Raw genomic sequence first — 16,594 nt, forward strand, 5'->3', positions numbered from 1 at the left:
CTGAGCACATGGACGGCACGGCTAGGGTGTGGGGCTGAGATGGCCAGCGATTCCTGTGGGGCAGCCCGTGCGTGATTACCTGCTGACGCTCTGCGTCACGGCCGCGGTGACCTACCTGCTCACCGGTCCGGTGCGCAAGTTCGCCATCGCGACCGGGGCGATGCCGGAGATCCGCGCCCGCGACGTGCACCGAGAACCGACTCCGCGGCTCGGTGGCATCGCCATGTTCTTCGGCCTGTGCGCGGGCCTGCTCGTCGCCGCCCACCTGCAGAACCTCGGCAGCGTCTTCGAGTTGTCCAACGAGCCCCGCGCGCTGCTCTCCGGCGCCGCGCTGATCTGGCTGATCGGCGTCCTGGACGACAAGTTCGAGCTCGACGCGCTCATCAAGCTGGGTGCGCAGATGATCTCGGCGGGCGTGATGGTCGCGCAGGGCCTGACGATCCTGTGGCTGCCGATCCCCGGCATCGGCACGGTCGCCCTCACCCCCGGGCAGGGCACGCTCCTCACGGTCGCCCTGGTGGTCCTCACCATCAACGCGGTGAACTTCGTCGACGGCCTCGACGGCCTCGCCGCCGGCATGGTCTGCATCGCCGCCGCGGCCTTCTTCCTGTACGCCTACCGCCTCTGGTACGGCTACACGATCGAGGCCGCCGCCCCCGCGACCCTCTTCGCCGCCATCCTCATGGGCATGTGCCTGGGCTTCCTGCCGCACAACATGCACCCGGCGCGGATCTTCATGGGCGACTCCGGCTCGATGCTGATCGGCCTGATCCTGGCGGCCTCCGCCATCTCGATCACCGGCCAGGTCGACCCGGACATCCTGCGGCTCTTCGAGGGCTCGACCCGTGAGGCCACCCACGCCGCCCTGCCCGTCTTCATCCCGCTCCTGCTGCCGCTGACGATCATCGCGATCCCGATGGCGGACCTGGTCCTGGCGATCGTGCGCCGCACCTGGAAGGGCCAGTCGCCGTTCGCGGCCGACCGCGGCCACCTGCACCACCGGCTCCTGGAGATCGGGCACTCGCACAGCCGCGCGGTGCTGATCATGTACTTCTGGTCGGCCCTGATCGCCTTCGGGACGCTGGCGTACTCGGTCCACTCGACCTCGATGTGGATCGTCCTCGGGGTCGTCGCGCTCAGCGCGATCGGCCTGGTGCTGCTCCTGCTGCCGCGGTTCAGGCCGCGCGCGCCCCGCTGGGCCGAGTCCGTGGTGCCGCCCCGCTACCGGCGGCGCAAGCCGGCCCCCGCCGCGGAGGCGGAGCCGGAGACGGCCCCCGGGACGGCCGCGGAGCCGGCCGCGGTACGGGAGGACGAGCGGGTCCCGGTGCCCGCCGGCATCAACGGCGCCACCGCCATCGGCAACCGCGCGCGCTTCACCGACCGGCGGAAGGCCGGAACGCCGAGTTGACGAAAGCCGCGGCGGCGGCCATTACCAGACAAGACGCCCCGCCGTCGTGCACACACGCGCGGTGTAACCCTCATGTGTGACAACTGGCACACCTTATGGGTAAAGACCTATTCAAATAGTTTGTGATACCGTTCACGAGACCCGGCGACAGTGCCGAAAGACCGTAGTGCGACGGTCCGTTGGCCCCGAGACCCACCTCGGACCGGGCTTACGCTCGTCCATGACGACACCATCGCCCCCTCCATCAAGCGGAGACACCGCCATGCCGTCCAACGACGCACGCATCCTGCTGCACGCCGCCGTACCCACCGCTGCCGTCGGCGCCATCGCCACGGTCGTCGGCGGGGTGGTCGCCGGTGGCGAGGGTGCGCTCGGCGCTGTCGCCGGCACGCTGGTCGTGGTCCTCTTCATGGGCATCGGGCTGGTGGTCCTCCAGCGGACGGCGAAGTCCCTGCCGCACCTGTTCCAGGCCATGGGGCTCTTGCTCTACGTGGCCCAGCTGCTGCTGCTCTTCACTTTCCTGGCCCTGTTCAAGAACACCACGCTGTTCGACTTCAAGGCCTTCGCCTTCACCCTGCTCGCGACGACCGTGGTGTGGGTCGGGGCACAGGCGCGGGCCTACATGAAGGCCAAGATCATGTATGTCGAGCCCGAGAAGTCGGGGTCGAAGTCGTGAAGGGTAGGGCCGGGATAAAGCCGCCTTCGGCTTCCTGCTATCGTCCGGTGCCAACTGCGGCACTGCGGGCGCGGGCATCCGAGACGCCTGTCCCAGCGCGAGGCTCGATGCCTGACCGCCGCCCCCTTATCCGTAAGACCAGTCCAGTGCCGACCCGCGGCTGCGTGCCGCGCCGACACAACGAGGTTGCCGTACCTATGCGCCACGCTGAAGGAGCCCGCGGTGAGTGCTGACCAGACGCTTGCCTTCGACCCGGATTGCCACATCTTCACCGGATGTGGCTTCCCGGCGCCGGGCCTGCACACGTTCATGTACGAGCCCATCTTCTCCGTGGGCGGTTTCGACTTCACCAAGCCGATGCTGCTCGCGATCCTGGGTTCGATCGTGGTCGTCGGGTTCTTCTGGGCCGCCTTCAACAAGCCCAAGCTGATCCCCGGCAAGCTCCAGATGGTCGGCGAGGCCGGATACGACTTCGTGCGTCGCGGCATCGTCTACGAGATCATCGGCAAGAAGGACGGCGAGAAGTACGTCCCCTTCATGGTGTCGCTGTTCTTCTTCGTCTGGATCATGAACCTCTGGTCGATCGTTCCGCTCGCCCAGTTCCCGGTCACCTCGCTGATCGCCTTCCCGGCCGGTCTCGCGCTGATCGTGTACGTCATGTGGATCTCGCTCACCTTCAAGAAGCACGGCTTCGTGGGCGGCTGGAAGAACATCGTCGGCTACGACAAGTCGCTCGGCGCGATCCTCCCGATGGTCGTCGTCCTCGAGTTCTTCTCGAACCTCCTCATCCGGCCCTTCACGCACGCGGTCCGACTGTTCGCGAACATGTTCGCCGGTCACCTGCTCATCGTGATGTTCTCCCTGGCCACCTGGTACCTCATGAACGGCCTGGGCTTCGTCTACGCCGGCGCCTCGTTCGTGATGGTCCTCGTGATGACCGCCTTCGAGCTCTTCATCCAGGCCGTCCAGGCGTACGTCTTCGTGCTCCTGGCCTGCAGCTACGTCCAGGGCGCGCTCTCCGAGCACCACTGAGTCCGGCCCTGACCCGGCAGCACACCCCCAACCAACAGTCGTCCGGTGGCCAACCCCCACCGGGTCCTTGAAAGAGAAGGAAGAACCGGCATGTCCGCTCTCGAGACTCTCGCCGCCGTCAACGGAAACGTCGCCTCCATCGGCTACGGCCTCGCGGCCATCGGCCCCGGCGTCGGCGTCGGCATCATCTTCGGTAACGGCACCCAGGCCCTCGCCCGTCAGCCCGAGGCTGCCGGCCTGATCCGTACCAACCAGATCATGGGTTTCGCCTTCTGTGAGGCGCTCGCCCTCATCGGCATCGTCATGGGCTTCGTCTACAAGTAAGCCGGACCGACAGCCCCACTTTTACGGAAGGCACTGATGTGAACGCTCTGCTTCTTGCGGCAGCGGCGGAGGAGCAGCCTCCGCTCATCCCGCATCTCGACGAGCTCGTCATCGGCCTGATCGCCTTCGTCATCGTCTTCGGGTTCCTCGCCAAGAAGCTCCTCCCGAACATCAACAAGGTTCTGGACGAGCGCCGCGAGGCCATCGAGGGTGGCATCGAGAAGGCCGAGTCGGCCCAGATCGAGGCTCAGAGTGTGCTGGAGCAGTACAAGGCCCAGCTCGCCGAGGCCCGCCACGAGGCCGCGCGTCTTCGCCAGGAGGCGACGGAGCAGGGCACCGCGATCATCCAGGAGATGAAGGCGGAGGGCCAGCGCCAGCGCGAGGAGATCATCGCGGCCGGCCACACGCAGATCGAGGCGGACCGCAAGGCCGCGTCGGCGTCGCTGCGCCAGGACGTGGGCAAGCTCGCCACCGATCTGGCCGGCAAGCTGGTCGGCGAGTCCCTCCAGGACACCGCCCGCCAGAGCCGCACGATCGACCGCTTCCTCGACGAGCTCGAGGAGAAGGCAGAGGCCGTCCGATGAACGGAGCGAGCCGTGAGGCACTGGCCGCCGCACGCGGGTCCCTCGACGCGCTGACCGACAACACCCCGGTCGACGCGACGAGGCTCGCGAACGAGCTCGCCGCCGTCACCGCGCTGCTCGACCGCGAGGTGTCGCTGCGCAGGGTCCTGACCGACCCCGCCCAGCCGGGTGAGGCCAAGGCCGCACTCGCGCAGCGACTCCTGACCGGTCAGGTGGGCGGCGAGACCGCCGACCTGGTCTCCGGGATGGTCCGTTCCCGCTGGTCGCGCTCGCGCGACCTGGTCGACGCGACCGAGGAGCTGGCGAACACCGCCGACCTCACCGCGGCGCAGAAGGCGGGCGCGCTCGACGACGTCGAGGACGAGCTGTTCCGCTTCGCCCGGATCGTGTCCTCCAGCAACGAGCTCCGCTCGGCGCTGACGGACAAGGCCGCCACGGGCACCGCCAAGAGCACGCTGCTCCGCAGCCTGCTGGGCGGCAAGGTCCACGCGACCACCGAGCGCCTGGTCGTCCGTCTGGTGACCCAGCCCCGGGGACGTAGCCTGGAAGCGGGACTCGAGTCCCTGTCCAAGCTCGCCGCGGCGCGCCGGGACCGGATGGTCGCGGTCGTCACCTCGGCGGTGCCGCTGTCGGACCGGCAGAAGCAGCGCCTCGGTGCCGTCCTCGCCAAGCTGTACGGCCGCGAGATGCACCTGAACCTGGACGTGGACCCCGCGGTCCTCGGCGGGATCACGGTGCGGGTCGGCGACGAGGTCATCAACGGCACCATCGCGGAGCGCCTCGACGAGGCGACCCGTCGACTGGCCGGCTGACGCGGTCACCACAGCAGAACAGCATCACAGCATCACCAGCGGCCCGGTTGGGCCGTGCAGAGATTGCAGAAGATTCCTGGGGGTCGGCCCCCAGACCCCTTAAGAAACTTCGGGCCCAACAAGGAGAGCAGGGAACCCAGATGGCGGAGCTCACGATCCGGCCGGAGGAGATCCGGGACGCACTGGAGAACTTCGTCCAGTCGTACCAGCCGGACGCGGCCTCGCGCGAGGAGGTCGGCACGGTCAGCCTGGCCGGCGACGGCATCGCGAAGGTCGAGGGTCTTCCCTCGGCCATGGCGAACGAGCTGCTGAAGTTCGAGGACGGCACCCTCGGTCTCGCGCTGAACCTCGAAGAGCGCGAGATCGGTGCGATCGTCCTCGGCGAGTTCAGCGGCATCGAGGAGGGACAGTCGGTGCAGCGCACCGGCGAGGTCCTCTCCGTCGGTGTCGGCGAGGGATACCTCGGCCGCGTTGTCGACCCGCTCGGCAACCCGATCGACGGTCTCGGCGAGATCGCGACCGAGGGCCGCCGCGCCCTCGAGCTGCAGGCCCCGGGCGTGATGGCCCGTAAGTCGGTGCACGAGCCGATGGAGACCGGCTACAAGGCCGTCGACGCCATGACGCCGGTCGGCCGCGGTCAGCGCCAGCTGATCATCGGCGACCGTCAGACCGGCAAGACCGCGCTGTGCGTCGACACGATCATCAACCAGCGCGACAACTGGCGCTCGGGCGACGTGAACAAGCAGGTCCGCTGCATCTACGTCGCCGTCGGCCAGAAGGGCTCGACCATCGCGTCCGTCCGCGGCGCCCTGGAAGAGGCCGGCGCGCTCGAGTACACGACGATCGTCGCCGCCCCGGCGTCCGACCCGGCCGGCTTCAAGTACCTGGCGCCGTACACCGGTTCCGCCATCGGTCAGCACTGGATGTACCAGGGCAAGCACGTCCTGATCGTCTTCGACGACCTGTCGAAGCAGGCCGACGCCTACCGCGCCGTGTCGCTGCTGCTGCGCCGCCCGCCGGGCCGTGAGGCCTACCCGGGTGACGTCTTCTACCTGCACTCGCGTCTCCTGGAGCGCTGCGCGAAGCTCTCGGACGAGCTGGGTGCCGGCTCGATGACCGGTCTGCCGATCGTCGAGACGAAGGCCAACGACGTCTCGGCGTTCATCCCGACCAACGTCATCTCCATCACCGACGGCCAGTGCTTCCTGGAGTCCGACCTGTTCAACGCCGGCCAGCGCCCGGCCCTGAACGTCGGTATCTCGGTCTCCCGAGTCGGTGGCTCCGCCCAGCACCCGGCGATGAAGCAGATCGCCGGCCGCCTCCGCGTGGACCTCGCCCAGTTCCGCGAGCTGGAGGCCTTCGCGGCCTTCGGTTCCGACCTGGACGCGGCCTCGAAGGCGCAGCTGGAGCGCGGTCAGCGGATGGTCGAGCTGCTCAAGCAGGCTCAGTACCAGCCGATGCCCACGGAGAACCAGGTCGTCTCGGTCTGGGCCGGCACCACCGGCAAGATGGACGACGTCCCGGTCGCCGACATCCGTCGCTTCGAGGCCGAGCTCCTGGCGTACCTGCGCCAGAACCACTCCGGTCTCATGACCTCCATCCGCGAGGGCAAGAAGATGTCCGACGACACCCTGACGGCCGTCGCCGACGCCATCGCGGAGTTCAAGAAGCAGTTCGAGACCTCTGACGGCAAGCTGCTCGGCGAGGACGCCCCTGCCGCCGTCAACGTCTCGAAGTGACGACGGAAGGGACCTGACTCATGGGAGCGCAGCTCCGGGTCTACAAGCGTCGCATCAAATCCGTCACCGCGACGAAGAAGATCACCAAGGCGATGGAGATGATCGCCGCCTCGCGTGTCGTCAAGGCGCAGCGCAAGGTGCAGGCGTCGACTCCGTACGCGACCGAGCTCACCCGCGCGGTCACGGCGGTGGCCACGGGTGCGAACGACAAGCACCCGCTGACCACCGAGTCGGAGAACCCGAGCCGTGCCGCGGTCCTGCTCCTCTCGAGCGACCGCGGTCTGGCCGGCGCCTTCAACTCCAACGCCATCAAGGCGGCGGAGAAGCTCATCAAGGAGCTGGAGGGCAAGGGCCGCGCGGTCGACGTCTACGTCGTCGGCCGCCGCGGTGTCGCGCACTTCAACTTCCGTGAGCGGAAGCTGAGCGACACGTGGACCGGCTTCACGGACGAGCCCACGTACGCGGACGCCAAGAAGATCGCGGCTCCGCTGATCAAGGCGATCGAGAAGGACACGGCCGAGGGCGGTGTGGACGAGCTCCACATCATCTACACCGAGTTCGTCTCGATGATGACCCAGACGGCCATCGAGGCCCGGCTGCTGCCCCTCAGCCTCGACGAGGTGGCGAAGGAGGCCGGCGAGACGGACACCCTCCGTCCGCTGTACGACTTCGAGCCGTCGGCGGAGGACGTCCTCGACGCCCTCCTGCCGCGCTACGTCGAGAGCCGGATCTACAACGCGCTGCTCCAGTCGGCCGCCTCCAAGCACGCCGCCACGCGCCGCGCGATGAAGTCGGCGACCGACAACGCGGGAGACCTGATCAACAACCTCTCCCGACTTGCCAACGCGGCCCGCCAGGCCGAAATCACCCAGGAAATCAGCGAGATCGTCGGTGGCACCGCAGCCCTGGCCGACGCGACCGCGGGGAGTGACAAGTAATGACGACCACTGTTGAGACGGCCGCCGCCACGGGCCGCGTCGCCCGGGTCATCGGCCCGGTCGTCGACGTGGAGTTCCCCGTCGACGCGATGCCGGAGATCTACAACGCCCTGCACGTCCAGGTCGCCGACCCGGCCGAGGAGGGCAAGCTCAAGACGCTGACCCTCGAGGTCGCGCAGCACCTCGGTGAGGGCCTCGTCCGCACCATCTCGATGCAGCCCACCGACGGCCTGGTCCGCCAGGCCCCCGTGGTCGACACCGGCGACGGCATCACCGTGCCCGTCGGCGACGTCACCAAGGGTCGCGTGTTCAACACGCTGGGTCAGATCCTGAACGAGCCCGAGGCCGAGTCCGAGGTCGGTGAGCGCTGGTCCATCCACCGCAAGGCCCCGGCGTTCGCGGACCTCGAGTCGAAGACCGAGATGTTCGAGACCGGCCTGAAGGTCGTCGACCTCCTCACCCCGTACGTCAAGGGTGGAAAGATCGGTCTGTTCGGTGGCGCCGGTGTCGGCAAGACCGTTCTGATCCAGGAAATGATCATGCGTGTGGCCAAGCTGCACGAGGGCGTTTCCGTCTTCGCCGGTGTCGGCGAGCGCACGCGTGAGGGCAACGACCTCATCGCGGAGATGGAGGAGTCCGGCGTTCTGGACAAGACCGCCCTGGTCTTCGGCCAGATGGACGAGCCCCCGGGCACCCGTCTGCGCGTGGCCCTCGCCGGTCTGACCATGGCGGAGTACTTCCGCGATGTGCAGAAGCAGGACGTGCTGTTCTTCATCGACAACATCTTCCGCTTCACCCAGGCCGGTTCCGAGGTCTCGACCCTGCTCGGCCGCATGCCCTCCGCGGTGGGCTACCAGCCGAACCTGGCCGACGAGATGGGTCTCCTCCAGGAACGCATCACCTCGACCCGTGGTCACTCGATCACCTCGATGCAGGCGATCTACGTCCCCGCCGACGACCTCACCGACCCGGCGCCGGCGACCACCTTCGCCCACCTCGACGCGACGACGGTTCTCTCCCGTCCGATCTCCGAGAAGGGCATCTACCCGGCCGTGGACCCGCTGGACTCCACGTCCCGGATCCTGGACCCGCGCTACATCGCGCAGGAGCACTACGACGCCGCCACGCGCGTCAAGGGGATCCTGCAGAAGTACAAGGACCTCCAGGACATCATCGCGATCCTCGGCATCGACGAGCTCAGCGAGGAGGACAAGCTCGTCGTCCACCGCGCGCGCCGCGTCGAGCGCTTCCTGTCGCAGAACACCCACGCCGCCAAGCAGTTCACCGGTGTGGACGGTTCGGACGTTCCGCTCGACGAGTCGATCGCCGCGTTCAACGCGATCTGCGACGGTGAGTTCGACCACTTCCCGGAGCAGGCCTTCTTCATGTGTGGTGGTCTCGAGGACCTCAAGAAGAACGCCAAGGAGCTCGGCGTCTCCTGAGCCCCGTGCTCGCCTCGAGGGGGGCGGGATCCGTCCCGCCCCCCTCTCCACGCCCCTTAGAATCGACCCCAACACCCGGCACGACCGCCGGGTGGTGACCCGAGGAGCCACCCTTGGCCGCTGAGCTGCACGTCGAGCTGGTCGCCGCGGACCGGAGTGTCTGGTCCGGCGAGGCCACCCTGGTCATCGCGCGTACCACCTCCGGCGACATCGGCGTCATGCCCGGCCACCAGCCGCTGCTCGGTGTGCTGGAGTCGGGCCCGGTGACCATCCGTACGAGCGAGGGCGAGACCGTCGTCGCCGCCGTCCACGGCGGATTCATCTCGTTCGCCGACGACAAGCTGTCCCTGCTCGCGGAGGTCTGCGAGCTGGCGGACGAGATCGACGCCCAGCGCGCCGAGCGCGCCCTGGAGCGCGCGAAGTCGGACTCCGACGCCGCCGCCGAGCGGCGCGCCGATGTCCGGCTGCGCGCGGTGGCGGGCCGCTGACGGTCCGCGCGGAGTAGTGCCCTCAGCCGCGGCACGGCTGGAATTTTCCAGACCGTGCCGCGGCTGAGGCGATGCAGGTGCAGGTTGTATTCGGTTCGGCCGGCTGGTCCGGCTACGGGACGCGGCGAGGAGGTCGGTGAAGATGTTCCTCGCTCTGCTCGTGTGCGGCCTGGTCGTCGCACTGGTGGTGATCGGGCTCTTCGTCTTCGGCTTGCGCCGGAGACTGATCCAGAAGGCCGGGGGGACGTTCGACTGTTCCCTGCGCTGGAACGTTCCCGACGAGCCGGATCCGGCCGGCAAGGGCTGGGTGTACGGCGTCGCCCGCTACAGCGGTGACGAGATCGCCTGGTTCCGCGTCTTCTCGTACGCGCCCCGCCCGCGCCGGGTCCTGGAGCGCTCCTCCATCGTGGCCCTGGAGCGCCGGACGCCGGCGGGCGAGGAGGAGCTCGCGCTGCTCTCGGACGCGGTGATCCAGCCCTGCATGTACGAGGGCGTCCGCCTGGAGCTCGCGATGAGCGAGGACGCCCGGACGGGCTTCATGGCCTGGCTGGAGGCGGCGCCTCCCGGGCAACGGGTGAATGTCGCCTGAATTCCTTGCCCGTCGAACGGGGGTCCCCCGGACGAAGTCCGGGGGAGGGTGAACGTCGCGTAGGCCTGTGACACGACGGAAGCGGGGGACGGCGTGCTGCGCCGTCCCCCGCTTCTTCGTTCCCTCGTGGGCTAGCTCAGGCCGCTGTTGATCGCGCCGACCAGCTCGCCGTTGGTGGTGTCACCGCTGAACTCCCAGAAGAAGGCTCCGCCCAGGCCCTGGGACTTGGCCCAGGACATCTTGGACGTGACCGTGGCCGGGGTGTCGTAGCTCCACCAGTTGGTGCCGCAGTGGGCGTACGCGGTGCCGGCGATGGTGCCGGTGACCGGGCAGGAGTTCTTGAGGACCTTGTAGTCCTCGATGCCCGCCTCGTACGTGCCGGGCGCCGCGCCGGTCGCCGTGCCGCCGGGGGCGGACTGGGTGACGCCGGTCCAGCCGCGTCCGTAGAAGCCGATGCCGAGCAGCAGCTTGCTGGCCGGGACGCCCTTCGCCTTGAACTTGGCGATCGCGTCGGCGGAGTTGAAGCCCGCCTGCGGGATGCCGGCGTACGAGGTCAGCGGGGAGTGCGGGGCGGTCGGGCCCTTGGCCTCCCAGGCGCCGAAGAAGTCGTACGTCATGACGTTGAGCCAGTCGTAGTACGGGGCGGCGCCGCCGTAGTCGGCGGCGTCGATCTTGCCGCCCGCGGAGCCGTCGGCCGTGACGGCCGCGGTGACCAGGTTGTTGGCGCCGAACTTGGCGCGCATGGCCTGCATCATGTTCTTGAAGGCCGCCGGGCCGCTGGTGTCACAGGTCAGACCGCAGGCGTTGGGGTACTCCCAGTCCAGGTCGATGCCGTCGAAGACGTCGGCCCAGCGCGGGTCCTCGACCAGGTCGTAGCAGGACTGGGCGAAGGCGGCCGGGTTCTGCGCGGCCTGGCCGAAGCCGCCGGACCAGGTCCAGCCGCCGAAGGACCAGAGGACCTTGATGTTCGGGTAGGCCTTCTTCAGCTTGCGGAGCTGGTTGAAGTTGCCGCGCAGCGGCTGGTCCCAGGTGTCGGCGACGCCGTCGACCGACTGGTCGGCGGTGTAGGCCTTGTCGTAGTCGGCGTAGGAGTCGCCGATGGTGCACTTGCCGCCCTGGACGTTGCCGAAGGCGTAGTTGATGTGGGTGATCTTCGACGCGGAGCCCGAGGTCACGATGTTCTTCACGTGGTAGTTGCGCCCGTAGACGCCCCAGTTGGTGAAGTAGCCCAGCTTGACCGCGTTCGGAGGCGGCGGGACGTCCGGGCCGCCGGTGGTGCGGACCGAGACGGGGCCGGCGGCGGGGCCGGTCTGGTCGATGGTGTCGCGGGCGACGACCGTGTAGCTGTAGTCGGTGCCGGCGGTCAGGCCCGTGTCGGTGTGGGTGAGGGCCGTGGTGGTGGCGACCTTCGTGCCGTTGCGCAGCACGTCGTAGTTCTTGACGCCCTTGTCGTCGGTGGCCGCAGTCCAGGTGAGCTTCACCGAGGTGTTGGTGACGTTCGAGGCGACCGGGGTGCCGGGTGCGGAGGGGGCCTTGTCGCCCGGCTCGGGCTGGGTGGAGCCGTCGCACGGGGCGCCGTTGATCTTACAGCCGCTGGGCGCGCCGGAACCCGCGCCGTTGTAGCCGAAGGAAAGGGAGGCGCCGGGGGCCAGGGTGCCGTTCCAGCCGACGTTCTTGGCGGTCCAGTGGGTGCCGGAGCTGGTGACGGAGGCGTCCCACGCGGAGGTGACCGAGGTGCCGGTGGGGTAGTCCCACTCGACGGTCCAGGAGGTCAGGGTGGTGGTGCCGGTGTTCTTGATGGTCCAGCTGGCGCCGAAGCCGGAGCCCCAGTCCTGGGTCTTGGTGTAGGTGGCCGTGGCCGAGGTGGCCGCTTCGGCGGGGGTGGCGAGGCCGACCATGGCGGCCAGCGGCAGGACGAGGGCGGTCAGACCGGCAGCGGCCCGGTGTCTGAACCCTGCTCTGCGCGTCGGTGCTTGAGTGCTCAACGGTGCTCCTCAAGTTGCGGACGGGGTGGGGGTGGTCCGTGGAGATGCGCGCGCCCCGCGAGCGTAGGAAGGTCTGGACCAATCGTCAAGAGGTCCAGACCAAAGTCGGCGTGCTCTCCTACACGCCCAACTCCTGTGCGAGCACCGCCGCTTGGACCCGGCTCCGCAGCCCCAGCTTCCCGAGCACCTTGCTGACGTGCGTCTTCACCGTCGCCTCCGCCATGTCGAGCCGTACTGCGACCTCCGCGTTCGACAGGCCCCGGCCGAGCGCCGACAGGACCTCGCGCTCCCGGGGCGTCAGGGCGTCCAGGACGGCGGGGTCCGTCCCCCGCTCCGCCGGGGAGGGCCGTCCGGACGCGGCGAACTCCGCGATGAGCCGCCGCGTCACCGCCGGGGCGATCAGCCCCTCGCCGCGCGCCACCGTCCGTACCGCCTCGATCAGTTCCCGGGCGTCCGCGTTCTTCAGGAGGAAGCCCGCGGCCCCCGCCCGCAGCGCCCCGAAGACGTACGCGTCCAGGTCGAAGGTGGTCAGGACGAGCACGTCCGCGAGGCCCTCCGCGACCACGATCCCGGTCGCCGTCACCCCGTCCATCCGGGGCATCTGCACGTCCATCAGGACCAGGTCGGGGCGCAGCTCGCGCGCCAGCTCCACCGCCCGCTCCCCGTCGGCCGCCTCCCCGACCACCTCGACGTCCGGCGCGCTGCCCAGGATGAGCACCAGCCCCGCCCGCACCGCGCTCTGGTCCTCGGCGACCACCACCCGCACCGTCATGCCCGCTCCCCGGCGACTGCCGTCCACGTCGTCATGCCTCTCCCTCGGCGACCGCCGTCCGCACCGTCACGCGCCCGCTTCCCGTCGGCTTCCGGTCGCGTCCTCACGCGCGGCCCTCGTCGCTCGCGTCCACGGGCAGCTCGGCCCGTACCCGCCACCGTCTCCGTCCCCCGCCGTCCGTCACCGGGCCCGCCTCGAAGGCCCCGCCGAGCAGGGCCGTCCGCTCCCGCATCCCCACCAGGCCCGCCCCCGAGCCGGGCGCGGTCGGCCCCGGACGCTCCCCGTGCGGACTGGTCACCTCGACCGCGAGGGCGCCCGGTTCCCGGGCGAGGAGCACCCGGACCTCGCCCGGCGCCGCGTGCTTGAGCGCGTTCGTCAGCGACTCCTGCACGATCCTGTACGCCGCCAGCTCCACCGGCGCGGGGAGCCCCGGCCCCTCCTCCCGGGTGTCGTCGAGGACGAAGGACAGACCGCTCGCCCCGCCGTTCGCCCCGGCCCGGGCGACCAGCGCGTCCAGGGCGGCGAGCGTCGGCGCGGCCGCCGGCTCCGCCCCCTCGCCGCTCTCCCGCAGCAGCCCGATGAGCCGGCGCATCTCCGACAGGCCCGCCACGCTGTTCTCCCGGATCACGGTCAGCGCCCGCAGGGTCGTGTCCGGCTCGTCGAGCGAGAGCGCGGCGGTCGAGTGGATCGCGATCGCGGACAGGTGGTTGGCGACCACGTCGTGCAGCTCCCTCGCCATCCGGGCCCGCTCCGCCGCCACCGCCTGCGTCCGGTCCATCTCGGCGAGCAGCGCCGTCTGTTCGGCCCGCAGCCGGGCCGCCTCCGCCGCCTCCCGGTGGTTGCGCACGGCGGCGCCGGTCAGGGCGGGCATGAAGGAGACCATGCCCGTGAGCACCCCGACGACCAGGGCGATCGCGTTCTGCCACCAGACGAGGAAGCCGACGGTCACCGCGACCGTGACCAGCCCGGTCGAGTACGGGATCCGGCGCGCGGAGGCGGGGTTCCCGTACACGACGGCCGCGTAGACCACGTCCGTGAACATCAGGATCGTGACCAGGTTCCCGTGGGTGAACTGGTCGGCGACGACCGCGGCCGTGGCGGCGGTCAGCGCCGTCCGCGGCAGCGTCCGGCGCATCACCTCCGCCGCGGCCGTCACCGCGAGCGGGATCAGCGGCGCCCACGGCTGCCCCAAGAGGCGGCCGTCCGTCGTGTAGAGGCCGAAGGACCACAGGAGCAGCCCGCAGGCGAGCCCCAGGGAGCCCATGAGCAGGTCGAAGCGGTGCGGGCGGAGGAGCGTCACCGGGAGGCGGGGCGTCACGTACTCATCCAACACGGCCGTACTCGCCCGGGCCTCCTCGTCCGGGCCGATCCGCCCCTCCGTCGAAGGATGTAGACGGGATTCGTCACCGGCGACGACGAAACCGGCCCGGGCCGGCGGGACGCTGAGGGGAACCGAAAGGGGAACCCTCGTGATCGTCACGCTGATCGTCGTCTGCGAGGTCGGCTTCTGGGTCCTGCTGGCCGCCGGTCTCGCCGTCCGCTACCTGCTGAGGATGCCCCGGACGGGCCTGGCCCTGCTCCTGTGCGAACCGCTTCTGGAGGTCCTGCTCCTCGCCGTCACCGCGATCGACCTCGAGAACGGCGCGGACCCCGGTTGGCGGCACGGCCTCGCCGCCCTGTACATCGGCTACACCGTCGGCCACGGCCACCGGACCGTGAAGTGGCTCGACGGCCACGCCGCCCACCGCCTCGGCGGCGCCCCGCCGCCCCCGAAGCCCCCGCGGTACGGCATGGCCCGCGCCCGCCACGAGGGCGCGGTCTGGCTCGGCTCGGTGACCGCCGCCGCCGTCGCCTCGGTCCTGCTGCTCCTGGCGACCTGGTACGTCGGCGACGACGGGAACACCGAGAGCCTGCGCGGCTGGATCCTCGTCGCCTGGCGGGCGGCCGGCATCCACGGCCTGATCGCGCTCAGCTACGCGCTCTGGCCGAAGAAGGCCCCGCCGGAAGCCCGGGAGAAGTCCCCGGAGGAAACCCCGGAGAAGGCCCCCGAGCAGGCCTCAGCGGTCCCCGCCCGGGACCCAGAGGACGTCCCCGACCTCCTTGTTGGCCGTGCGCGCGAGGATGAAGAGCAGGTCCGATAGCCGGTTGAGGTACGTGGCGGTCAGCGGGTTCATCGTCTCGCCGTGCACCTCCAGGGCCGCCCAGGTGGAGCGCTCCGCCCGCCGGACCACCGTGCACGCCTGGTGCAGCAGCGCCGCCCCGGGCGTGCCGCCCGGCAGGATGAAGGAGCGCAGCTTCTCCAGCTCCTCCAGGAAGCGGTCGCAGTCGGCCTCCAGCTTGTCGACGTAGGACTGCTCCACCCGCAGCGGCGGGTACTCCGGGTCCTCCACGACGGGGGTGGAGAGGTCCGCGCCGACGTCGAAGAGGTCGTTCTGGACGCGGACCAGGACCTTCACGACCTCCTCGTCGAGCTTCCCGAGGGCGATCGCCGTACCGATCACGGCGTTCGCCTCGTTGGCGTCGGCGTAGGCCGAGATCCGCAGATCCGTCTTGGCGGTCCGGCTCATGTCGCCGAGCGCCGTGGTGCCCTTGTCGCCGGTACGGGTGTAGATGCGCGTCAGATTGACCATGCCGCCAGCGTAGTCAGGCGCCCGCGCTCCGGAACGCCCGTGTGCCGATCGTCACCGCGGGCCGCACCAGGTCATGACGTACGCCGTACGAGTCCGCACGGCCGCGCCCGCCGCCTGTCGCGAGTGTGACGTCCGTCAAAGAGGGCGTGACGCGCATTACTTAGCGGTCACATGGCGGCCCCGGACCGCTAATCTCCGCCGGAGAGCCAGAAGTGAACAGGCGTGGAGGGGTGGAACATCGTGGCCAGGAAGCTCGCCGTCATCGGGGCCGGACTCATGGGGTCCGGCATCGCGCAGGTCTCGGCACAGGCGGGCTGGGACGTCGTCCTGCGGGACGTCACCGACGCCGCCCTGACCCGCGGCACCGACGGCATCCGAGCGTCGTACGAGCGCTTCGTCGCCAAGGGCACGCTGGACGCCGCCGACGCGGAGGCCGCGTTCGGGCGGATCACCGCCACCACCGAGCTCGAGGCCGTCGCGGACGCCGACGTGATCGTCGAGGCCGTCTTCGAGGACCTCGACGTCAAGCACGAGATCTTCCGCTCGCTCGACAAGGTCGCCAAGGACGGCGCCGTCCTCGCCTCCAACACCTCCGCGATCCCGATCACCAAGATCGCCGCGGTGACCGCGCGCCCCGAGGCCGTCGTCGGCACCCACTTCTTCTCCCCGGTCCCGATGATGCGGCTCTGCGAACTGGTGCGCGGCTACAAGACCAGCGACGCCACCCTCGCCGCCGCCCGCGAGTTCGCCGAGTCCGTCGGCAAGACCTGCATCGTCGTCAACCGCGACGTCGCCGGCTTCGTCACCACCCGGCTCATCGCCGCCCTCGTCGTCGAGGCCGCCAAGCTCCAGGAGTCGGGCGTCGCCACCGCCGAGGACATCGACACCGCCTGCAAGCTCGGCTTCGGCCACGCCATGGGCCCGCTCGCCACCGCCGACCTCACCGGCATCGACATCCTGGTGAACGCGGCGAACAACATCTACACCGAGTCCCAGGACGAGAAGTTCGCGCCGCCGGAGCTGATGCGCCGGATGGTGGACGCGGGTGACATCGGCCGCAAGAGCGGGCAGGGCTACTACACGTACTGAGCGGTCGGGGCTGTCGGGGCCTCCATTCGTACGGGCACACGGGCCCACGGAGCGGGTGCCGGCCCCGGCCCGCCCGCCCCGCCTCA

General features: G+C 69.8%; 17 protein-coding genes. 13 read left to right on the forward strand and 4 right to left on the reverse strand.

Annotated elements, in window-relative coordinates:
• Window positions 1-67: 67 nt before the first annotated feature.
• The 11 genes from ACFY7E_RS04690 (at window position 68) to ACFY7E_RS04740 (ending at window position 10,032) form a co-directional block, all read left to right on the forward strand.
• Complete coding sequence (locus tag ACFY7E_RS04690; protein WP_389480706.1) at window positions 68-1,408, forward strand: MraY family glycosyltransferase; 1,341 nt, start codon at window positions 68-70, stop codon at window positions 1,406-1,408.
• A 262-nt stretch (window positions 1,409-1,670) separates the two neighbouring features.
• The gene (locus ACFY7E_RS04695) at window positions 1,671-2,084 is read left to right on the forward strand and encodes a hypothetical protein (protein WP_383440632.1); all 414 of its coding nucleotides are present in this window, start codon (window positions 1,671-1,673) and stop codon (window positions 2,082-2,084) included.
• Window positions 2,085-2,306: 222 nt separating this feature from the next.
• Window positions 2,307-3,116, forward strand: a complete 810-nt coding sequence (atpB, locus tag ACFY7E_RS04700; protein ID WP_356542736.1) for a F0F1 ATP synthase subunit A — start codon at window positions 2,307-2,309, stop codon at window positions 3,114-3,116.
• 90 nt (window positions 3,117-3,206) lie between these two features.
• Window positions 3,207-3,440 (forward strand): ATP synthase F0 subunit C, encoded by a 234-nt coding sequence (gene atpE, locus ACFY7E_RS04705; protein ID WP_010474382.1) that lies wholly within the window; start codon window positions 3,207-3,209, stop codon window positions 3,438-3,440.
• Window positions 3,441-3,478: 38 nt separating this feature from the next.
• Window positions 3,479-4,024, forward strand: a complete 546-nt coding sequence (locus tag ACFY7E_RS04710) for a F0F1 ATP synthase subunit B (protein ID WP_383440635.1) — start codon at window positions 3,479-3,481, stop codon at window positions 4,022-4,024.
• Window positions 4,021-4,836, forward strand: a complete 816-nt coding sequence (locus ACFY7E_RS04715) for a F0F1 ATP synthase subunit delta (protein ID WP_383440638.1) — start codon at window positions 4,021-4,023, stop codon at window positions 4,834-4,836. Before ACFY7E_RS04710 ends, ACFY7E_RS04715 begins: the two co-directional genes overlap by 4 nt.
• A gap of 140 nt (window positions 4,837-4,976) precedes the next feature.
• Complete coding sequence (atpA, locus tag ACFY7E_RS04720; RefSeq protein ID WP_383440641.1) at window positions 4,977-6,575, forward strand: F0F1 ATP synthase subunit alpha; 1,599 nt, start codon at window positions 4,977-4,979, stop codon at window positions 6,573-6,575.
• Between the two features lie 20 nt (window positions 6,576-6,595).
• Entirely contained in the window at window positions 6,596-7,513 is a 918-nt protein-coding gene (locus ACFY7E_RS04725) for a F0F1 ATP synthase subunit gamma (RefSeq protein ID WP_383440644.1), read from the forward strand.
• Entirely contained in the window at window positions 7,513-8,955 is a 1,443-nt protein-coding gene (gene atpD, locus ACFY7E_RS04730; RefSeq protein WP_383440647.1) for a F0F1 ATP synthase subunit beta, read from the forward strand. The genes ACFY7E_RS04725 and atpD overlap by 1 nt, the downstream gene beginning before the upstream one ends.
• A 113-nt stretch (window positions 8,956-9,068) precedes the next feature.
• Complete coding sequence (locus ACFY7E_RS04735; protein ID WP_356542744.1) at window positions 9,069-9,443, forward strand: F0F1 ATP synthase subunit epsilon; 375 nt, start codon at window positions 9,069-9,071, stop codon at window positions 9,441-9,443.
• A 142-nt stretch (window positions 9,444-9,585) separates the two neighbouring features.
• Window positions 9,586-10,032, forward strand: coding sequence for a DUF2550 domain-containing protein (locus ACFY7E_RS04740; protein ID WP_366371956.1), 447 nt, complete (start codon window positions 9,586-9,588; stop codon window positions 10,030-10,032).
• Between the two features lie 131 nt (window positions 10,033-10,163).
• On the opposite strand, the gene ACFY7E_RS04745 is transcribed toward ACFY7E_RS04740, so the two are convergent.
• The 3 genes from ACFY7E_RS04745 to ACFY7E_RS04755 all read right to left on the reverse strand — a co-directional run bounded on the left by ACFY7E_RS04745 (window position 10,164) and on the right by ACFY7E_RS04755 (window position 14,053).
• On the reverse strand, window positions 10,164-11,930 hold the full coding sequence (locus tag ACFY7E_RS04745; RefSeq protein WP_389481054.1) for a glycosyl hydrolase family 18 protein: 1,767 nt from the start codon (window positions 11,928-11,930) through the stop codon (window positions 10,164-10,166).
• Between the two features lie 205 nt (window positions 11,931-12,135).
• Window positions 12,136-12,789: a response regulator gene (locus ACFY7E_RS04750; protein ID WP_383445353.1), complete on the reverse strand. Its 654-nt coding sequence runs from the start codon at window positions 12,787-12,789 to the stop codon at window positions 12,136-12,138.
• A gap of 103 nt (window positions 12,790-12,892) precedes the next feature.
• Window positions 12,893-14,053, reverse strand: coding sequence for a sensor histidine kinase (locus ACFY7E_RS04755; RefSeq protein ID WP_389481056.1), 1,161 nt, complete (start codon window positions 14,051-14,053; stop codon window positions 12,893-12,895).
• Between the two features lie 205 nt (window positions 14,054-14,258).
• On the opposite strand from ACFY7E_RS04755, the gene ACFY7E_RS04760 reads away from it, so the two are divergent.
• Window positions 14,259-14,930: a hypothetical protein gene (locus ACFY7E_RS04760; RefSeq protein WP_389480712.1), complete on the forward strand. Its 672-nt coding sequence runs from the start codon at window positions 14,259-14,261 to the stop codon at window positions 14,928-14,930.
• Here the strand turns inward: ACFY7E_RS04760 and ACFY7E_RS04765 are convergent.
• On the reverse strand, window positions 14,847-15,419 hold the full coding sequence (locus tag ACFY7E_RS04765) for a cob(I)yrinic acid a,c-diamide adenosyltransferase (protein WP_389480714.1): 573 nt from the start codon (window positions 15,417-15,419) through the stop codon (window positions 14,847-14,849). The genes ACFY7E_RS04760 and ACFY7E_RS04765 overlap by 84 nt on opposite strands.
• 240 nt (window positions 15,420-15,659) lie before the next feature.
• Between ACFY7E_RS04765 and ACFY7E_RS04770 the strand changes: the two genes are divergently transcribed.
• Entirely contained in the window at window positions 15,660-16,508 is an 849-nt protein-coding gene (locus tag ACFY7E_RS04770; RefSeq protein WP_389481058.1) for a 3-hydroxyacyl-CoA dehydrogenase family protein, read from the forward strand.
• Window positions 16,509-16,594 lie beyond the last annotated feature (86 nt).

Source organism: Streptomyces sp. NPDC012825, from assembly GCF_042900925.1.
In the GTDB taxonomy this organism is placed as follows: Bacteria; Actinomycetota; Actinomycetes; order Streptomycetales; family Streptomycetaceae; genus Streptomyces.